The organism is Butyrivibrio sp. AE2005 (assembly GCF_000686965.1).
Taxonomy (GTDB): domain Bacteria; phylum Bacillota; class Clostridia; order Lachnospirales; family Lachnospiraceae; genus Butyrivibrio; species Butyrivibrio hungatei_A.
In genome coordinates this window covers 32047-51019 of sequence record NZ_KK366046.1, presented here as the reverse complement: position 1 = coordinate 51019, position 18973 = coordinate 32047, and the positions used below count along the sequence as shown (strand labels likewise).

15 protein-coding genes are annotated in these 18973 nt (G+C 42.9%); 3 read left to right on the top strand and 12 right to left on the bottom strand.

The genetic code is table 11. The annotated features are described in order from the left end of the window. Both DL92_RS21350 and DL92_RS0117400 read right to left on the bottom strand, forming a co-directional pair. Positions 1–227: hypothetical protein (locus tag DL92_RS21350; RefSeq protein WP_034469666.1), on the bottom strand; the 227-nt coding region annotated here is incomplete at its 3' end. Positions 228–908: 681 nt separating this feature from the next. Continuing rightward, positions 909–1118, bottom strand: coding sequence for a hypothetical protein (locus DL92_RS0117400; RefSeq protein ID WP_026656145.1), 210 nt, complete (start codon positions 1116–1118; stop codon positions 909–911). A 168-nt stretch (positions 1119–1286) separates the two neighbouring features. Here DL92_RS0117400 and DL92_RS0117395 point away from each other — a divergent pair, with 168 nt between their 5' ends. Both DL92_RS0117395 and xylA read left to right on the top strand, forming a co-directional pair. After that, a complete protein-coding gene (locus tag DL92_RS0117395; protein ID WP_026668435.1) occupies positions 1287–1835 on the top strand; it encodes a histidine phosphatase family protein in 549 nt (182 codons plus the stop codon). A gap of 117 nt (positions 1836–1952) precedes the next feature. Next, positions 1953–3275: a xylose isomerase gene (gene xylA, locus DL92_RS0117390; protein WP_026668434.1), complete on the top strand. Its 1323-nt coding sequence runs from the start codon at positions 1953–1955 to the stop codon at positions 3273–3275. 121 nt (positions 3276–3396) lie between these two features. Here xylA and DL92_RS0117385 read toward each other — a convergent pair whose 3' ends face one another. The 6 genes from DL92_RS0117385 to DL92_RS0117360 all read right to left on the bottom strand — a co-directional run bounded on the left by DL92_RS0117385 (position 3397) and on the right by DL92_RS0117360 (position 13237). Continuing rightward, positions 3397–4875 (bottom strand): L-fucose/L-arabinose isomerase family protein, encoded by a 1479-nt coding sequence (locus DL92_RS0117385; protein WP_026668433.1) that lies wholly within the window; start codon positions 4873–4875, stop codon positions 3397–3399. A 166-nt stretch (positions 4876–5041) separates the two neighbouring features. Further along, the gene (locus tag DL92_RS0117380) at positions 5042–7162 is read right to left on the bottom strand and encodes a glycoside hydrolase family 3 C-terminal domain-containing protein (protein ID WP_026668432.1); all 2121 of its coding nucleotides are present in this window, start codon (positions 7160–7162) and stop codon (positions 5042–5044) included. Positions 7163–7381: 219 nt separating this feature from the next. Continuing rightward, on the bottom strand, positions 7382–9049 hold the full coding sequence (locus DL92_RS0117375; protein ID WP_026668431.1) for a type 2 periplasmic-binding domain-containing protein: 1668 nt from the start codon (positions 9047–9049) through the stop codon (positions 7382–7384). Positions 9050–9077: 28 nt separating this feature from the next. After that, positions 9078–9953, bottom strand: coding sequence for a carbohydrate ABC transporter permease (locus DL92_RS0117370; RefSeq protein WP_034462098.1), 876 nt, complete (start codon positions 9951–9953; stop codon positions 9078–9080). Positions 9954–9970: 17 nt separating this feature from the next. Further along, positions 9971–10918, bottom strand: a complete 948-nt coding sequence (locus DL92_RS0117365; RefSeq protein WP_026656154.1) for an ABC transporter permease — start codon at positions 10916–10918, stop codon at positions 9971–9973. 336 nt (positions 10919–11254) lie between these two features. Next, positions 11255–13237, bottom strand: a complete 1983-nt coding sequence (locus DL92_RS0117360; protein WP_026668430.1) for an alpha-glucuronidase — start codon at positions 13235–13237, stop codon at positions 11255–11257. 105 nt (positions 13238–13342) lie between these two features. Between DL92_RS0117360 and DL92_RS0117355 the strand changes: the two genes are divergently transcribed. Continuing rightward, positions 13343–14257: an AraC family transcriptional regulator gene (locus tag DL92_RS0117355; protein WP_026668429.1), complete on the top strand. Its 915-nt coding sequence runs from the start codon at positions 13343–13345 to the stop codon at positions 14255–14257. Between the two features lie 18 nt (positions 14258–14275). Here the strand turns inward: DL92_RS0117355 and DL92_RS19850 are convergent, their stop codons facing one another. From DL92_RS19850 to atpG, 4 genes are all read right to left on the bottom strand, one after another. Continuing rightward, positions 14276–16162: a sialate O-acetylesterase gene (locus tag DL92_RS19850; RefSeq protein ID WP_051625406.1), complete on the bottom strand. Its 1887-nt coding sequence runs from the start codon at positions 16160–16162 to the stop codon at positions 14276–14278. A 109-nt stretch (positions 16163–16271) separates the two neighbouring features. Then, a complete protein-coding gene (gene atpC / locus DL92_RS0117345) occupies positions 16272–16685 on the bottom strand; it encodes an ATP synthase F1 subunit epsilon (RefSeq protein ID WP_026656155.1) in 414 nt (137 codons plus the stop codon). Positions 16686–16696: 11 nt separating this feature from the next. Beyond that, positions 16697–18091, bottom strand: coding sequence for a F0F1 ATP synthase subunit beta (gene atpD, locus DL92_RS0117340; protein ID WP_026668428.1), 1395 nt, complete (start codon positions 18089–18091; stop codon positions 16697–16699). Between the two features lie 16 nt (positions 18092–18107). Beyond that, positions 18108–18968, bottom strand: a complete 861-nt coding sequence (gene atpG, locus DL92_RS0117335; protein WP_026656158.1) for an ATP synthase F1 subunit gamma — start codon at positions 18966–18968, stop codon at positions 18108–18110. Positions 18969–18973: the final 5 nt, after the last annotated feature.

The window sequence follows — 18973 nt, the reverse complement described above, 5'->3', positions numbered from 1 at the left end:
TTTGCTCCGTCCATTCTAAAAACGCAGACGTTCTTAGCCTTAACTGCGTTCTGCTCGTTAACGCCAATCCACTCGCCTGCTCTGCTTAGATCTATCCCATCAAGTGTATCTTTCTGGCTCTCAATCTGTCTGATATAGCCGTCGATAACTGTCTGTTTCTCCCTCATTGCTCTGATGTCTTCTCTGATTTCTGCAATCTTTCTTCTGCAATCCCCGATTCTACTCACTATAACCTCCAATACGTTGTTGTAACATATTTTTTACATAGCAAATGCACCAAACACGGGCACATCTATCACTTTTGTGAATATTTATTTTTAATTATTCACAAATATTTACAAAAGTATTATCACACAATCCAAACATGTTGTAAATCAAAAATGGTAAAACCCTCAATTACATCGTTTTTTCAAAATAACTGACCTGATCCGCAGGATTCTTGTCTAAAAATAACACTTATATTAGAAACGCTTTCAAAATCAAACTCACTGTCATATTGTAGCACAATGTTTATCTTTCTGTAGATAGTCCCTGCCCCAAAGCCATCCGTTTAGAAATGTAGAAACTTCACCGTGAGGCAATAAGGCGGGTTTTCGCAGTATTTAAGTATGTTGCCATATTCAAGAGCGATAAAAAGACTTAAGCTTTCATTCTGTTCTCGCTCCAACTGTTTGAGCCCATTTATGGGCGAGTTTTGGAGCGAAGAATGAAAGCTTAAGTCTTTTTATGCCTTGAATATCAACATACGCAGCAACAAGAAAATCCGCCTTATTGCCTCACGGTGAAAAGCAACCACCTCCAAGCGGATGGCTTTGGGGGGCTGGCGTACCATTATTAAAGGCTGTAACACTTACTTGTGCTACAGCCTTTTCTATATTGTATACATATTATGCATTTATCATTTTATATTACTCTGCTGCGGGTTCTTCAGCTTCTGCATCAGCTGAAACATCAGTGTCTACAATGCTGTTGTCTTCTGTAAGGCCGCCCTGCTCCATGCTAACCTCTTCCTCTACAGCCTCATCTGCTTCGAAATCTCCGCCTGTAGCTCCGCCACATCCTGTAGCAAGCACAACTGCTGTCATAACCCCAATAAAACTTACCATTCTCTTTTTCATACTAACATCCTTTCCTATATGCTTTCATATATAACTGTTAACTTTTGTGTTACATCATAATTGAATTATACCGAAATACGCTGAAATGTCAAATTTTGAATGTTAACTTTTTATTGTCTTTTATTATGCTATAATATGTTTTACCAATTATTACACGAGGTAAGAAAAATGCTTTACATAATGCGGCACGGCAAGACAGAATGGAACAAAATCGAAAAATTACAAGGAAGTGTAAATATCCCACTTAACGATGAGGGAATCCTAGTTGCTCAAAAAGCACATGATAAATACAAGGAAATAAAGTTTGACATCTGTTATTGTTCCCCACTTATCAGAGCCAAAAAGACAGCAGAGATATTTTTGGAAGGAAAAGACACTCCGATCGTGATAGACGATAGGCTAAAAGAGATGTCTTTTGGAGAATTTGAAGGATCTGTAGGTTACTTTAACAATCCGGAAAATCCCATAAGTAAACTATTTACAGATCCCGAAAGTTATACTTCAGTCGGAGGATCGGAAAGCCTTGATCACCTTGCTGAGAGAACACTCTCTTTTCTAAACGAGATTGCCTATCCGCTGCATAAAGAAGGCAAGTCCGTACTCATAGTCTGCCATGGTGCGCTGGGATGCAGTATCATCTCACATATCAAAAATACTCCCGTTTCTGACTTCTGGGACAATCTCATGGGAAATTGCGAATTGGTGAAGCTATTGTAAATCCGTTACCTATATCTAACATTTTTTGATAATAAAATAGCATTAACTGAACTAGACCATTCTATTTAGTTAGTGTATGCTAACAGTATAAAAATGTTTTTTATAGGAGGTTACAAAATGAGCGAAATATTTAAGGACATTCCCGAAATCAAATTCGAGGGAAAAGACAGCAAAAACAAATTTGCATTTAAATACTACGATCCCAAAAGAGTAATTATGGGCAAGACAATGGAGGAACACCTTCCTTTTGCAATGGCATGGTGGCACAACCTCGGTGCTAACGGCGTTGATATGTTCGGAAGGGGAACTGCCGATAAATCCTTCGGCGCTTCTGAAGAAGGAACAATGGAACATGCAAAAGCCAAGGTTGATGCAGGTTTTGAATTCATGAAAAAGCTTGGTATCAAGTATTTCTGCTTCCATGATGTTGACCTTGTTCCCGAGGCAGATGACATCAATGAGACAAACAGACGTCTTGATGAGATCTCAGATTATATACTTGAAAAAATGAAAGGCACAGACATCAAGTGCTTGTGGGGAACAGCCAACATGTTCAGTAATCCCCGTTTCATGTGCGGCGCAGGAAGCACTAACTCATCCGACGTATTCTGCTTTGCTGCAGCTCAGGTTAAAAAAGCTCTCGACATCACAGTAAAACTCGGTGGAAGAGGCTATGTATTCTGGGGTGGTCGTGAAGGTTACGAAACACTTCTTAATACAGACGTTAAATTCGAGCAGGAAAACATTGCAAAACTCATGCATATGGCTGTTGATTACGGCAGAAGCATCGGATTTAAGGGTGATTTCTATATCGAGCCCAAGCCGAAGGAGCCCATGAAGCATCAGTATGATTTCGACGCTGCAACAGCAATCGGATTCCTTCGTCAGTACGGCCTTGATAAAGACTTCAAGATGAATATCGAGGCAAACCATGCAACACTTGCTCAGCACACATTCCAGCACGAGCTCAGAATCAGTGCAATAAACGGTATGCTTGGTTCAGTTGATGCCAACCAGGGCGATCCGCTCCTTGGATGGGATACAGACGAATTCCCTTGCAATGTATATGACACAACAATGGCTATGTACGAAGTGCTCAAAGCCGGCGGTCTTACAGGCGGATTTAACTTTGACTCAAAGAACAGACGTCCCAGCTATACATTTGAAGACATGTTCTATGCATTCATCCTTGGAATGGATACATTTGCACTTGGACTTATCAAGGCTGCAGAGCTTATTGAAGACGGACGTATTGACGACTTTATCAAGGAGCGTTATCAGAGCTTTGAATCCGGAATCGGTAAAAAGATCCGTGATAACAGCGTAAATCTTAAGGAACTCTCAGACTATGCTCTTAACATGAAAGCTCCTAAGCTTCCTATTTCCGGAAGACAGGAATATCTTGAGAGTGTTGTAAACAACGTTCTCTTCAAAGGATAATATTGTAAAAAAATTCCCAAATAACAAATGATCAAAAAACAAGAAGCCTTAGCTCCTGTAAAAGAGCTAAGGCTTCATATTTACACACGCTTACACGCGATTCTTATTCAATCTCTATAGATTAAGCGAAAGGATTCTCTGTAGGGTAAGGAAGAGATGCAGGCTGGTTGTAGCCGATTGTCTCTGCTCCGATGTACTTAAATACCTCATAGAGAGCCTTTCCGAAGTGACCGAATGCTACAGCGCCGTGGTGAGGGAAGTTACCCTCGATAAGTACGTGTCTGTAGAATCTGCCCATCTCAGGAATAGCGAATACACCGATACCACCAAATGACTTAGTAGCAACAGGAAGAACCTCTCCCTCTGCAACATATGTGCGAAGGTGGTTGTCTGATGTGCTCTGAAGTCTGAAGAATGTGATATTTCCGGGTGCGATATCTCCCTCAAGAGTTCCCTGTGTAACTTCTTCAGGAAGGTTTCTAGCCATAATTCTCTGGAACTTCATCTCGCAGCTTGAAAGCTTGCTTGTGCATGTATTTCCGCAGTGGAAGCCCATGAATGTATCTGTGTGCTTGTAATCGAACTTACCCTTGATGCTATCGTTGTACATATCCTCAGGAACTGAGTTGTTGATATCAAGAAGAGTAACTGAATCGTTACTTACGCAAGTTCCGATGAACTCACTGATTGCTCCGTAGATATCTACCTCACATGATACAGGAATTCCGCGTCCTGTAAGTCTTGAGTTTACATAGCAAGGAACGAAACCAAACTGTGTCTGGAATGCAGGCCAGCATTTTCCTGCGATAGCTACATACTTCTTGTAGCCTCTGTGCTCCTCAACCCAGTCAAGAAGTGTAAGCTCATACTGAGCAAGCTTCTCAAGGATCTCAGGCTTCTTGTTGCCTGCGCCAAGATCTTTCTCCATGTCCTTAACAACATCAGGAATTCTCTTGTCGCCTGCGTGCTTGTTGAAGCTCTCGAAGAGGTCAAGCTCTGAGTTCTCTTCAATCTCGGCACCAAGGTTGTAGATCTGCTGAATAGGTGCGTTACAAGCAAGGAAGTTCATAGGTCTGGGACCAAAGCTGATGATCTTGAGATCACGAAGTCCTGCGATTGCTCTTGCGATAGGTACGAACTCGTTGATCATCTTAGCGCATCCTTCTGCTGTTCCAACAGGATACTCAGGAATATATGCCTTTACATTACGAAGGTGGAGGTTGTAGCTTGCGTTAAGCATTCCGCAGTAAGCATCTCCTCTTCCATCGATAAGATCATTCTGTGATTCCTCTGCTGCTGCACAGAACATGATAGGTCCATCAAAGTGCTTAGCAAGAAGTGTCTCTGAAATTTCAGGTCCGAAGTTTCCAAGATATACGCAAAGTGCGTTACATCCTGCCTTCTTGATATCCTCAAGAGCATTTACCATGTCAATCTCGCTCTCGATGATACAGATAGGACACTCATAAACGTCCTTATCGTTGAAATTCTTTTTGTAAGCCTCCATTACGGCTTTTCTTCTGTTTACTGCAAGTGATGCAGGGAAGCAGTCACGGCTAACTGCAACCAGTCCGATTTTTACCTCTGGTATATTAATCATAGAAATCCCCTTTCTTTGCGCTTTCGCGCGATACCTTCATTTTTCTTTATTTAAAAGGTGAACCGCTCATAAAAAATTGCCGGTTTTTTATTATCGAGTCGGTCCCCATAAAGAACTGCCCTTTTATTATACACTTTTACAAACGTTTAGTATAATAAATCATTTATTAAATCGTTACTTCTTTAGAAACGCACTTGTGTCCCGTAAGCTCTTCTGAACGGCTGTCAGGCTGCATTGTTCCTGCAAAGATATCGAACTTCTTTGAGAAGATCTTTCTGTTTCCGTCGTTATCAACGGATGTGAATGCCTTTGCGTCAACAGCTATTGTAACTTTCTGCTCGCTGCCTGCTTCAACATGTACTCTCTTGAATCCGCAGAGACAAGCATTGGGAATTGCAAGCTCGAATTCCTTATCCTTGATGTAGAGCTGTACAACATCGTCTGTTGCCATTTTGCCGTTGTTAGAAACGGTAACTGTAACTTCAGCGCCTTCAAGCTCTCCGTTTGATGCCTTCTTAAGCTCAACGTTCATATCTGTAACAACGCAGTCGCCGTATGTAAGGCCGTATCCGAAAGGATAAAGAGGTGTTCCCTCAAAGTATCTGTATGTTCTGTTCTTCATCGAGTAATCCCTGAAATCAGGAAGCTCTTCTGAAGAATAATAGAATGTAACAGGAAGTTTTCCTGAAGGAGAAACATCACCGAAGAGAATATCGGCAACATCTTTTCCTCCGAGTGCTCCGGGATACCATGCCTGAATAACTGCGCTGGCATCATCTTCCGCTCTCTTAAGGTTAATTGCACTACCTGACATATTTATTACGATTGTAGGCTTGCCACACTCAAGTACTGAGCTGATAAGCTGTCTCTGAGGCATAGGAAGATTAAGATTGAGCTTATCTCCCGAAGCGAACTGGTTACCTGTATCACCCTCTTCGCCCTCAAGTGTCTCATCAAGACCTACTACAACAACTACTACATCTGAATAATCAGCAACTGCCTGAGCCTCAGCAATTCTGTCCGAACCGTTTGGATCTGAAAGTGCGCTGGCATTTGCCTGCCACAAATGGCTTCCCTCTGAGTAAAGAACTCTCACATCATCGCCGACTTTATCCTGAATTCCTTCAAGAACAGTGATGTATCTTGATGATACACCGTGGTAGTTACCGATAAGTGAAGATCTTGAATCAGCATTCGGTCCAACTACACCGATAGTCTTGATCTTGCTCTTATCAAGAGGAAGAATACCATCGTTCTTAAGAAGTACAATACTCTCCTTTGCTGCCTTGTGTGCTGCTTCAAGATGTTCTTTGCACTCAACAACAGTGTAAGGAATCTCATCATATTCAGTCTTATCAAACATTCCGAGAAGGAATCTTGTTGTGAACAGTCTCTCACAAGATGTTGTGATAGTCTCCTCATCAATAAGTCCGGCTCTGTATGCGTTCATAAGTTTCTGATATGTACATCCGCAGTTAAGGTCACATCCAAGATCAAGAGCAAGTTTAACCGACTCTTCGGGTGTTCCCGTAACCTTGTGATTCTCATGGAAGTCTCTGACTGCCCAGCAATCAGAAACGAAATGTCCTTGAAATCCCCATTTATCTCTTAAGATATCAACCATAAGAGGTTTATTTGCACAGCAAGGCTCATCGTTTGTTCTGTTGTATGCGCCCATTACAGCTTCTACATCTGCTTCTTTTACGCAAGCTTCAAATGCGGGAAGATATGTCTCTTCGAGATCTTTTGCGGAAGCTTTTGCATTGAAATAGTGTCTCTCTGCCTCGGGACCTGAGTGAACCGCAAAGTGCTTTGCACATGCAGCAGCCTTCATATACTCACCGTCACCCTGCATTCCCTTGATAAAAGGAACTGCAAGAGTACTTGTAAGGAAAGGATCCTCACCGTATGTCTCATGTCCGCGTCCCCATCTGGGATCTCTGAAGATATTTACGTTGGGAGCCCAAAATGTAAGTCCCTTATAAATATCTCTGTCACCGCGCTTAGACTGTTCATTGTACTTAGCACGACCTTCAATGGCGATTATCTCGCCGATGCAGCCCATAAGCTCTTCATCAAATGCTGCCGCAAGTCCGATTGCCTGCGGGAACATTGTTGCAGTGCCTGCACGTGCAACGCCGTGAAGCGCCTCATTCCACCAGTTATAAGCAGGAACTCCAAGTCTTTCGATTGCGGGGGCATCATAACGAAGCTGGCCGGCCTTCTCTTCAACGGTCATTTTCGCTACGAGTTCTTTGGCTCTTTTTCTTGCTTCTGTTCTATCCATTCACTCACCTCATATATTATTAGTCACATTTATATTTTTCCGATAATATGTATAAACATTGTACTTTTCTTCCATACACTATTCCTATCATATAGTGCTTTTTTTATCTTGAAATTTGCTTATAACAATTCTTACAAAACAAAACAGAGACGGGGCTGCGCAGTAACACGCATCCTGTCTCTGTTTCATTAGTTATTGCTATTTAAAAATGTTTGATTATCAGTCAAGATTTTCTTTATCGCCGTGGATTGACTCCCATTTAGCTTTTCTTTCATCAATGATAGCCTGTCCGCCAGCTGCAAGATATTCCTGCATACCCTGATCGAAGATCTTGTCAAATTCTGCTACGGGAGCAACGATTGCCTGATCGAGGATCTGGTCTCTCTTCTGGTTAAGAGGATCGCCCATTCCTGTCTCTGCATCGATGGCACCGATGTGATATGACTTTGCTGCACGGTTGTCTGTCTTTGCGATCTTATCAGCATCTCCTACAAGCTGAGGATCGATTCCTGCATAGCTGTATGCAAGTGACTTCTCTGTAAGTGCAGGATCTACAAGCTTAAGTCCGTTTGTTGTAATTGTGTAGTCAATGTTCATTCCTGAATTCTGAATGTCATTTCCTGTAGCTGCAATGATTGAAATCTCGCCGCCTTCTCCAACTTCATGTGTAACACCTTCATCACCGATCTGGAGATACTCGATATTCTCAGGTGTGCTGATCCAATCAAGGTAAAGAAGTGATGCAAGGATATCATCGTTTGTTGAAGGGAAGAAAATCTTACGGTCAACCGGACCTGAGATCCACTTTGTATGTGTTCCGTTCTTATCCTCGAAAGGATCGATAGCTATGAACTTAGCATCTTCGCCGCCAAACTTCTTGATGTTTGCATCGATAGAGTTCTCACCGTCTCTGAAAGGATAATCCCAGTTATGTGTGAATGCTCCTACATAACCTGCTTTGATAAGGTCATCCTCTGTCTTGTCTCCTGCTCCGTAAAGAGCGAAATCCTTCCAGATAAGGCCTTCGTTGTACCACTTATTAAGAAGCTTAACACCTTCTTTGATTCCGGGAATTGTAAATCCTCTGTCATCAAAGCTGTTAATGTAGAAATCCTTATCTGTCATGTTAGGATCTGCAAATGAATAGTTAAGAGTCTTTGCTCTGTAACCTGCGTCAAAACTGATTGAGTAAGGAATCAACTTAGAAGCGTCTGCTCCGAGGAGCTTGTCGGCATTATCTCTGAATGCGCAGAGAACATTGTAAAATTCCTCTTTTGTTGTAGGAACTTCAAGGCCAAGTTTTTTGAGCCAGTCTTCTCTGATGAATGTATTAACATCGTTCTGGTTCTCTCTTACAGCCTCAATATCCCAGATTGTCTTTGTATCAGGATGCTGATCCCAGTAAATATTTGTTTCACCAAGATGCTTCCAAAGGTTAGGAAGGATTTCCTTGTTAGACTCAAGTGCATCCTTCATGTCAACGATACCACCCATGTTTCCGTATGTCTCGATTGTTGCAATATCATATGTAACACATACATCAGGTGCATTATTAGCAGCAAGAAGGTTACTGATCTGCTCAACCTCTGTCCAACGGGGAACTGCTACGAACTCAACTTCTACGTTGTATTTGTCGAGCATTCCTTTCTTGATATAATCTGTGTACTTGTTATTTACAGGATCGGATCCGCCGTCATTTCCACGGTCATAAACCTCAACTGTAATGTGGTGAGTTTCTGCGAACTTACCATCTGCGCCAAGCGCTGAAGCGTCTGCAGCTGCACCGCCTCCGTTTGCTGCGCTGCCGGCTTTATCGCCCTTGCCGCAGCCTACTGCCACTACCATCATCATAGCAGCAAGCATAAGTGATACCACTCTCTTTTTCATACTAACCCTCCTTATATTGTGTATGAGTTTATTCTTTTACTGCGCCGACCATGACTCCGGACATAAAGTACTTCTGAAGTCTAGGGTATACGCACAGTATTGGAACCGTTGAGAACATAACAATAGCCGCTTTCAGAGCTTCTGAAAGACCGGGTGAAGAGAATCCTTCCTGAGTAGCAACTTCAACGCTGTTTACATTATTAAGAATGTTGTACAAAAGAAGCTGCAAAGGATACCATTTGCTTCCGCCGGGGCCACTCAAATACATAAGAGCATCCGAATATCCGTTCCAACGACCTACCGCATAGAAAAGAGCAAGTGTTGCTATAACGGGCTTTGAAAGCGGAATATAAATACTTGAAAGTATCTTGAAGAATGATGCACCGTCAATCTGTGCAGACTCACGTAAGCTTTCAGGTATTCCATAGAAGAAACTTCTCATAATGATCATATTGTAAACTGACAAACATCCCGGAAGAATAAGTACCAGGGGTTTGTTCAAAAGTCCCAAACTCTGCATAAGGAGGTAGTTCGGGATAGTTCCTGCGTTAAAGAACATTGTGATCGTGATAAAGATATTGATCACGTTACGTCCCTTAAGCTCGGAGTAGATCAAAGGATATGCGCATGCCGCTGTCATAACCAGTGAAACTACGGTACAAATAATTGTAAGAATTACAGTCCAAACGAATGCTTTAATATACTTTGGATCTGTAAGGACCATCTGATATGCACCGACATTGATATCAACAGGGAAAAGATATACTTCATGCTTGATAAGAGCATCTGTTGAACTCAGTGACCTTGCAAGAAGATTGATCATCGGTATGATACATATCAAACTTATTACTACACAAATTGCAGCGATGACATAATCGCTTATATAATGCTTAGGCTTATGCATTTACGTTCTCCTCTCTTTTACCAAATACCACGTTCTCCAAGCTTTCTGGAAATTGTATTAGCCAGAAGCAGGAAAATTACTCCCACAACAGACTGGAAGAATCCAACTGCAGTGGTAAGAGAGAACTGCAATCCCTTAATACCATGTGAATAAATATATGTAGGAAGAACCTCTGCCCATGAGATAACAAGGTTATTTCTAAGTGCGAAAGGTCTGTCAAATGTTCCGCCAAGAATGTTACCGATCTGCATGATAAGAAGCAAAACGATAGTTGATCTGATTCCGGGCAAAGTAATATGCCAGATCTTGCTGAGCCTGCCGGCACCGTCTACAGATGCAGCCTCGTAAAGCTCGTTGTTGATACCTGCAATGGCTGCGAGATAAACGATTGAATTCCAACCAAAGCTCTGCCATGCGCCCAGGAATATATATGTCCAGATCCAATGTCCCGGATCATTAAGGAAAGGAACCGACTCTCCTCCGAGATTATTGATGACCATATTTACAAGACCTGTTGAAGGCGTGAACAACTGAAGCGCCAATCCATAGATAATAACCCATGAAAGAAAGTGAGGCATATACGCAATAGTCTGAACTACTTTCTTGAATCTCTTAAAGCACAATTCATTAAGAAGAAGTGCAAAGATGATCGGAATCGGGAATCCGATTGCAAGATCGAGAAGATTCAATACCAAAGTATTTCTGAGTGCCCTTCGGAAATCACTGTCGGAAAATGCCTGAATGAAATACTGGAATCCATGATTCGCAGCAATCTTCTGTTTCCAAATGCTCTCAACAATACTGTACTTCTTAAAAGCAATCTGGATATAAACCATAGGAATATACTTAAAAATAAGCAAGTACAGCATAGGAAGCGCCAATAACAGATACAACTGCCAATAACGCTTAAAATAGATACTGACCGGATTACGACTCTCCGGCGCGTCACTTTTAATTTTGTTCATAAAACTCTCCCTAAATAATAAAAAAATTGCACAACTTGTATAATAATTCTACTTATCATTTTGTGCTAAATCCTATCAAATAATGCTTTTTTCATCTCGATATTTGCGACAAAAAAGCAGCCGCATCCCGCTATTTTTCTAGCGTTATTTACAATTGACATACTTGTTGTTTTTATTGCAAAACTTGCTATATTTGTTATATCGTGTGCGAATATTTATGCACAAAAAATGCATAGCACGACTCCATTTTGCATATTTAAAGAAATCGTGCTACGCATCTCAAAATTTTATTTCAGAAAAGCTCCGTATTCATCAACTTTTTCGCAATTTTATTACTCAATAAATTTTTCTGCCCTGTTCATCGGCGATATCACTCTTTCTATAGAAGTAAGAGTTAACCTGGTCTCTCCACTCTTTTGCATTGGCAACCTGAAGCTCAAATCTCTCGGCAACCCTTGCGAATACATCGGGATCTACAACATCCTTGAGTGAATTCCAGTCCTCGGCGAGCTTTTCAGCCCCCTCTTCTCCTTCGAAGTGAGAATCATAGATGTACTGGATAAGAGTCTTTCCGCTCTTAAGCTTCCATGTATACGGAATATGATGGAAGAAAAGAAGCAACTCTTCGGGACATTTCTCGGGATCGTTATATGCTGATGCGTTTGGCTCATAATACTGCTGCGCATATCCCGTTCCCTTATCGGATCTGTCAACACCGATTCCCTTGTGGTCGGCTCTGTGATATGTCCCCCATCTTGAATACTCATATCCGTCAACACTTGGGCCGTAGTGCTCGTGAGGAGTTACCATCCAGCCGATTCCAAGAGGTGATGTGTATTTCTCATAGATATCCCTTGATCTCATGAGCATATCAACAAGCCTATCCTCTGATGCCTTATCCATATCAAACGTAAGCGCAACCCACTCTCTTGCGATTTCTTCCGAACTTAGCTCAGTGTTATATGCAAGTCTTCCGAAACCGTAGAGATTTGCCGCAGCAAGATCGTTTCCCGTCCAGTTGAAATCATTTCCTGTATTTATTACCGCTGCCATTCCGGCAAGCTTATTGCCCATTGTTCTTCCGCTTACGATATCGGCAACCGTATCGTTCTTCTCACTGCAATATGTGCGGAAGTCAAGAACTTCCTTGAACATAGGCATGAGATAGCAAAGATCTATCTGATGTCCCGTATACTCCTGTGCGATCTGAACTTCAAGAAGCTGATTTGTTTTGGTAAGTCCGCCAAGAAGAGGAGAAATAGGCTCTCTTATCTGGAAATCCATAGGACCGTTCTTAATCTGAAGGATTACATTATCGTGGTACTCGCCGTCAAAGTCCTTGAAGTAGTCATATCCTGCTCTTGCTCTGTCAGTCTTGTAATCTCTCCAGTCCTGAGTGCAGTTGTAAACAAAGCATCTCCAGATAATTATTCCGCCGTAAGGTGCAACAGCATCAGCAAGCATGTTTGCTCCGTCCGCCTGTGTTCTTCCGTATGTGAACGGACCGGGTCTTCCCTCTGAATCTGCCTTTACGAGATATCCGCCAAATCTGGGAAGCTTTTCAAATACTTCTTTTGACTTAGCCTGCCACCATGCGATAACATCTTCATCAAGGGGATCGCATACTTCAAGTCCGCCGAGCTCTATAGGAGCCGCGAAATTGATCGAGAGGTAAAGCTTTATTCCGTAGTCTGCAAATACATCCCCGAGCTCTTTTACCTTATCAAAAAATCTGTCTGTAATAAGGTAAGTAGCCGCCCCTTTAACGTTAACGTTGTTGATGACAATTCCGTTTATTCCGACACTTGCCATAAAGCGTGCATAGTCAACGGTTCTCTCATTTATATACATTTCGTCATTCTCAAAAAAGAATGATTCTCCCGAATATCCTCTTTCAATGCTTCCATCCATGTTGTCCCAGTGGTTCATCATTCTGAGAGGATTGGAAGGAGCTGCTTCTTCGCAAATATCTTCAACAGCCACTCTTGCACCGAGCTTTCTGAGGATTGCGAAAACGCCATAGATAACACCATTCTCATCAGATGCCTTAAGTGTGATTCCACTCTTTTCACCTTTTACAAAATAGCCTTCCTCTGCTATATTTGCATCTTTTGCAATCTCAAGAACGTAGACATCACCGTCATTCTCTGTTATGTCCGCATCAAAATATCCTTTGATCCCTGTTGCAAATTCACCTATCGCGCTCTTAACAACGCGATCTTCCTTGGAAAAATCGTCGCAAATGACCTTCCAATTCTTGTTGTCTTTGGATATTGGGTGATATCCAAGCCACATATGTGACCAGTTCTGTGTTTTCATAAAAAATGTTACCTTTCCTTTTAAAAATCTTTCTTCTATTTTTTATAGTAAAATGCTAAAATTAATCTCGTAGTATCTGTTAAACCGTTTTTAGGAGTTATCCATATGATACAAGACATAAATGAAAAGGCGAGAGAAGATATCATCTACGACACCCTTAAAGGCGTCCTTCTGTATCACAATACCCTTGCCAAATATCCTATACACTGGCACAACGACGTGGAGATTATTTTGCTCTTATCAGGAACACTTAGGATAAAGTTCCATAATGACAAATCCACTATTGTTAACTGTGCGCCCGGCGACCTTATAATGATCGCACCCGGAACGCTTCATGAATATATTTCCGAATCTAACGGAGGAGAAAAACTTATCCTTCTCTTCGATATCGGTGGTTACTCTCAGATTTCCGCGCTCGTACCGCTTCTAAAAACGCTTCCGCCTTATGTTCACATAAAGCAGACGGAACATCCCATCGAGACCGCCAAGCTTCAGAACTATTTCTGGGAAATTGACAGGCTCTACGGTGAAAGCGATGAATTCCTGAAAATATCCGTATACTCTCTTGTCACACTTATCTTAGCGCAGATTGGAAGCATGCACCCCAACGAAAAAAAGCAGGTGCCCGATTCCGCAGATCCTCAGCGCAAAAATATCGACAAGATTGTTTCTGTTACAAACTATATCGACTCGCACAGATCTGACGACCTCACGGTTGAGCAGCTCGCTGAACTTGCAGGCTTTTCCAAATTCCATTTTGAAAGGCTTTTCAAAAACTATATGGGTATTTCCTGCTATCAGTACATCACTAAACGCAGAATCCTCATGGCTCAGGAGCTTCTCGGCGATACAAACATGTCTATCATGGATATCGCGCTCCAGTCCGGCTTCTTTAGCCTTTCAACATTCAACCGAGTGTTCAAAGACATAAACAAGTGCTCTCCAACCGAGTTTAGAAAACTTTACCGAACCGGTGCGGATCTCACAGGAAAAGAAGCCGCTCCAACAAAAAAGAAATAGGCTCGGCTTCTTGATCATTTAATGTATCAGGAGTTTGAACGGACTCATCGGTATTCCCGAAACATTTGATACAAGTCCGCCTCTGTATGTGTTTTCACAGCACCAGAGAACTCTTCTGAACTTTGTTTTGCTTCCGTCTTTGCATTTACATATCACGGCGTTTTCTGCAAGCACCGCTTCTGTTTCGTGCAGTTTGCCTTCTTCATCTTCAAGGAAGAAGTCTTTTATCTCTGTGCCTTTATCGGCATCAACTACGCACAATCCATCGGCATGTCCAAGCACAACCTTAACTCCGTCACCTTCTGCTGCCGCAGCAAGCGCAACAGGTCCGGTATACTCACCGTTATAACCATATTTGATATGTGCTGCCCAGAGAGCAAGTCTCTCACCGACAGGCTTCTTTGTAACGGGATGAAGATCGTTGTCCTCACCAAGTCCCATTGTTACGGCAAGTCCGGTTGAAGGGATAGAAAGAATCTTGTTCTGTATAAGTCTGAACTCTCCCCAATTCTCTTTTTCATCGAGATCGATAACAAAATTGGGAAGCTGAACAGCGATAAAAGGAAGATTCTCTTCTTTCCACAAATCTCTGTATCCCTTGACCATTCTCTCTGTAAGGTCTGCGTAATCCCATTTCTCATGAACATTACTCTCGCCCTGATACCAGATAACACCGTCAATAGGGAAATTGTGACAAGGAGCAGTCATGCCGTTAAAGAGTCCCGAAGAATTCCAGTTGATGAAATCAGTCGGAGGCTTGGGACCGCACTTTGCGCCGATCCTGTACTTCCACTCGCCGTCAAGATTAACGGACGCATCCTCATTAAATATCTTATATTCTTTGCCGGGACCGGGAGTAACTCGTCCAAGTCCAAGTTCGATACTGAGTCTTATTGCAACAACGTTGTCTTTTTCCCTTGTAAGGCCTTCGGGAACATCGTACTTACGAGGCGGATACTGATAGCCTGTCTCGCCGATAAGCTGTCCGTTAACATATACTCTGTCGGAATCAACCATTGTTCCGAAAAAGAATCTGGCTTTTTTACCCGCAAGTTCCCCCGGAAGGTCAAATTTTCTTCTAAACCACACAGAACCGATATGGCCTTCAAGCGGTGTTCCGGTAAACATTGTGGGAAGCGTTATTGTATCCCAGTATGAATCGTAGACATCTTCAAGGTCCCAATGTCCCTCAATTCCCGCATCGGCAGCCGCAAGTTCACCGAGCCACTTCTCATCCTTTGCGACATTATATTCCATGCGCTCCTTTCTGAAAGCTTCATCGTTGTACTTATCAGTCTCTGCGATGAGCTCATCGTAGCCTTCAAGCATCTCTCTGCTCATCCATGAAGAAGCTCTGGATCCGCCAAGGCTTGCATTGATAAGACCGACAGGCTGTCCCGTCATGTTCTGGAGCTTACTTGCAAAAAAGTATGCCGTAGCTGAAAAATCCAGAATAGTATCTTTGCTTACATGCTTCCAGCTTCCTGTATTGTGCTCCTCATAGGGGCCGTCAAAACAGGTCTCTTCAACTATCTTAAAAGTAGAAATTCTCTTATTTTCTTCAACGTTAACAAGTTCAGGATATTTGTCTTTTACCCTGTTGATAGGAAGTTCCATATTGGACTGCCCCGTACAGAGCCAGACAATTCCAAGCATCACGTCTTTAACGGTAATGCTCTCGCCCTTATCGTCAGAAACAACAAGTTCATAAGGTCCGCCGCTCTCCTTCGCAGAAAGATATACGTCGAATCTACCCTTGTCGTCGCACTTCCCTGTAACACTCTCACCTGCGAGACTTGCAGTCACTTCAGAACCTGCATCGTCCCATCCCCAGATATGAATGCTTTTTCTCCTCTGAATAACACACCCGTCAGATAACAAACGCGGTAAAGTAAGTCTAGCCATAGTATATTACCCCATCCTTTCATGTTAGATAGATTATACTAATCGCAGGCTTATTTTACCGCGTACTTAATGCTAATATTTTCCCAGTTTTTGCTAGTTCGGTGTTTCCTTAGATATCCTGTCCCGAGGATCCGATTCTTACCAGCGCTCTGTACAGTTTCGCCTCGGCGCGAACCCTTGCTTCTTTATCAAGCTGTTGGTTCTTAAGAAGTTCCTCAGCCTTAGCTTTGGCAGCTTTGGCACGCTCAATATCGATGTCTTCGCTCCACTCCCAAGTTGTGGGAAGGACTCTTACCTCTCCGTTCATTACAGAGATCATTCCACCGATACAGGCCGCTTTTCTCTCACTACCGTCGGCCATGGTAACTTTGGCGGTTCCCATTCCGATAGCGGTACAATAATTGGTGTGACGAGCAAGGATCTCAACATCACCATCTATTGTACGGAGCATTATCTTCTGTACTTCACCCTCAAAATCAAGACCATCCAGGGATACAACCTGTAAATGATATGAAGTGGACATAATCAGCTCCTTTACTGCTTTTTAGCCTTCTCAAACACTTCGTCGATAGTTCCGACAAGGAGGAAAGCACTCTCAGGAAGATCATCGCACTCACCGTCAAGGATCATCTTGAATCCTCTGATAGTCTCCTTAAGAGGAACATACTTACCGGGAAGACCCGTGAACTGCTCAGCAACAGAGAAGCTCTGTGACAAGAAGTTCTGAACCTTACGCGCTCTGTAAACAGTAAGCTTATCTTCCTCTGAAAGCTCGTCCATACCCATGATGGCAATGATATCCTGAAGTTCACGATATCTCTGAAGAACCTGCTGAACGCCCTTTGCAACTTCGTAATGCTCTTTTCCGACGATATCGGGTGAAAGAATACGGCTTGTTGAATCAAGAGGATCAACCGCCGGGTAAATACCCTTTGAAGCGATATCTCTTGAAAGAACCGTAGTAGCATCAAGGTGTGTGAAGGTTGTAGCAGGAGCGGGGTCGGTCAAGTCATCGGCAGGCACGTATACAGCCTGAACTGATGTGATTGATCCCTTCTTTGTTGATGTGATACGCTCCTGAAGAGCACCCATTTCTGTAGCCAGTGTAGGCTGATAACCTACGGCTGAAGGCATACGTCCGAGAAGCGCTGAAACCTCTGAACCGGCCTGTGTGAAACGGAAGATATTATCGATGAAAAGAAGCACATCCTGATTCTTAACATCACGGAAATACTCCGCCATTGTAAGTCCCGAAAGGCCTACTCTCATTCTTGCTCCGGGGGGCTCATTCATCTGACCGTAAACAAGTGCGGTCTTATCAAGAACTCCACTTTCTTTCATTTCGCCGTAAAGGTCGTTTCCTTCACGGGTACGCTCACCAACACCTGTAAATACGGAAATACCGCCGTGTGCGGTAGCAACGTTATTGATAAGCTCCATGATAAGTACGGTCTTACCTACTCCGGCACCGCCGAAAAGACCGATCTTACCACCTTTTGCGTAAGGACAGATAAGGTCAACGACCTTGATTCCTGTCTCAAAGATCTCTGTAGCAGGTACCTGATCCTCGTATGCGGGAGCGGGACGATGAATTGCCCATCTCTCTTTTGCATTCGGATCGGGACCGTTATCTACGGGATCACCCAAAAGGTTGAAAATTCTTCCCAAACATTCCTCACCAACAGGAACTGTGATAGGGCTTCCTGTGTCTGTAGCATCTACGCCTCTTACAAGACCGTCGGTTGAACTCATGGCAACGCAACGAACAACGTCGTCGCCTACCTGCTGAGCAACCTCTGCTACAAGCTTACGATCCTCTATCATAATCTCTATGGCATTGTGAAGATCAGGAAGTTCGCCTTCTTTAAAGCGAATGTCAAGTACAGGTCCTGTAACCTGTATTACCTTTCCAACATGATTTTCACTCATTGTTAAACTCCTTTAATTATAGTGTAGCACCTGCAACGATCTCTGTGATCTCCTGCGTGATGCTTGCCTGACGTGCTCTGTTGTAGTACAAGCTCAATGTATCGATCATCTCTTCTGCGTTATCCGTTGCAGCCTCCATCGCTGTTCTTCTGGCTGCAAGTTCACTTGCATAAGATATGTTAATACTTGAGTATAAAATGCCCGCCAGATATTCCGGAACGATGGCATTGAACACCGTCTCACTGTCAGGTTCATACAAAATAAGGTCTCTTGCCTTTCCGTCCGATTTCTTTTCTTCCGAACGAAGATCTTCAAGCGGAAGAAGTGACGAAGCGGTAGGCACCTGAGAGAGCATGGATACAAAATTCGTATAGCAAAGATGAATATGTCCGTACTCTCCGTTTTTGTATGCATCACAGATCAGTTTTGCAATCTGATAGCAGTCCGAAATCGTAACTTTGGCAACCTCGGAATATTCCTCTGTAAAGATAGGCACATTTCTGTGTTTGAAGTACTCTACAGATTTTTTCCCTATAGGAAGAACGGTTATCTCGTCGCGTTCCTTGGTCTCAGCTTCCATGAACTTGAAAAGATTGGAGTTATAGCCGCCTGCAAGACCTCTGTCTCCGGCAATGACTACATAGAGCCATTTGTCATTTTTACCACTCTGGGTAAAAGGAGATCTGAAATCCGTGTTGCCGTTTGCTATATCCGTCAATGTCTCAAGTGTGGTCTCGAGATAAGGCTTGGACTGATCCGCTTTTTCTTTTGCCTTACGAAGTTTGGATGCCGCAACAAGCTGCATAGCCTTCGTGATCTGCATAGTGCTCTGAACGCTCTTTATTCGGAGTTTAACAGCTTTCATATTTCCAGCCATCTTTA

Bases quoted from the DNA above. Each gene is read 5' to 3' on its own strand.
- DL92_RS0117400 (WP_026656145.1), bottom strand. From the start codon at position 1,118: ATGAAAAAGAGAATGGTAAGTTTTATTGGGGTTATGACAGCAGTTGTG.
- DL92_RS0117365 (WP_026656154.1), bottom strand. From the start codon at position 10,918: ATGAACAAAATTAAAAGTGACGCGCCGGAGAGTCGTAATCCGGTCAGT.
- DL92_RS0117380 (WP_026668432.1), bottom strand. From the start codon at position 7,162: ATGGATAGAACAGAAGCAAGAAAAAGAGCCAAAGAACTCGTAGCGAAA.
- DL92_RS0117395 (WP_026668435.1), top strand. From the start codon at position 1,287: ATGCTTTACATAATGCGGCACGGCAAGACAGAATGGAACAAAATCGAA.
- atpC (WP_026656155.1), bottom strand. From the start codon at position 16,685: ATGTCCACTTCATATCATTTACAGGTTGTATCCCTGGATGGTCTTGAT.
- DL92_RS19850 (WP_051625406.1), bottom strand. From the start codon at position 16,162: ATGGCTAGACTTACTTTACCGCGTTTGTTATCTGACGGGTGTGTTATT.
- DL92_RS0117370 (WP_034462098.1), bottom strand. From the start codon at position 9,953: ATGCATAAGCCTAAGCATTATATAAGCGATTATGTCATCGCTGCAATT.
- DL92_RS0117385 (WP_026668433.1), bottom strand. From the start codon at position 4,875: ATGATTAATATACCAGAGGTAAAAATCGGACTGGTTGCAGTTAGCCGT.
- atpD (WP_026668428.1), bottom strand. From the start codon at position 18,091: ATGAGTGAAAATCATGTTGGAAAGGTAATACAGGTTACAGGACCTGTA.
- atpG (WP_026656158.1), bottom strand. From the start codon at position 18,968: ATGGCTGGAAATATGAAAGCTGTTAAACTCCGAATAAAGAGCGTTCAG.
- DL92_RS0117375 (WP_026668431.1), bottom strand. From the start codon at position 9,049: ATGAAAAAGAGAGTGGTATCACTTATGCTTGCTGCTATGATGATGGTA.
- DL92_RS0117355 (WP_026668429.1), top strand. From the start codon at position 13,343: ATGATACAAGACATAAATGAAAAGGCGAGAGAAGATATCATCTACGAC.
- DL92_RS0117360 (WP_026668430.1), bottom strand. From the start codon at position 13,237: ATGAAAACACAGAACTGGTCACATATGTGGCTTGGATATCACCCAATA.
- xylA (WP_026668434.1), top strand. From the start codon at position 1,953: ATGAGCGAAATATTTAAGGACATTCCCGAAATCAAATTCGAGGGAAAA.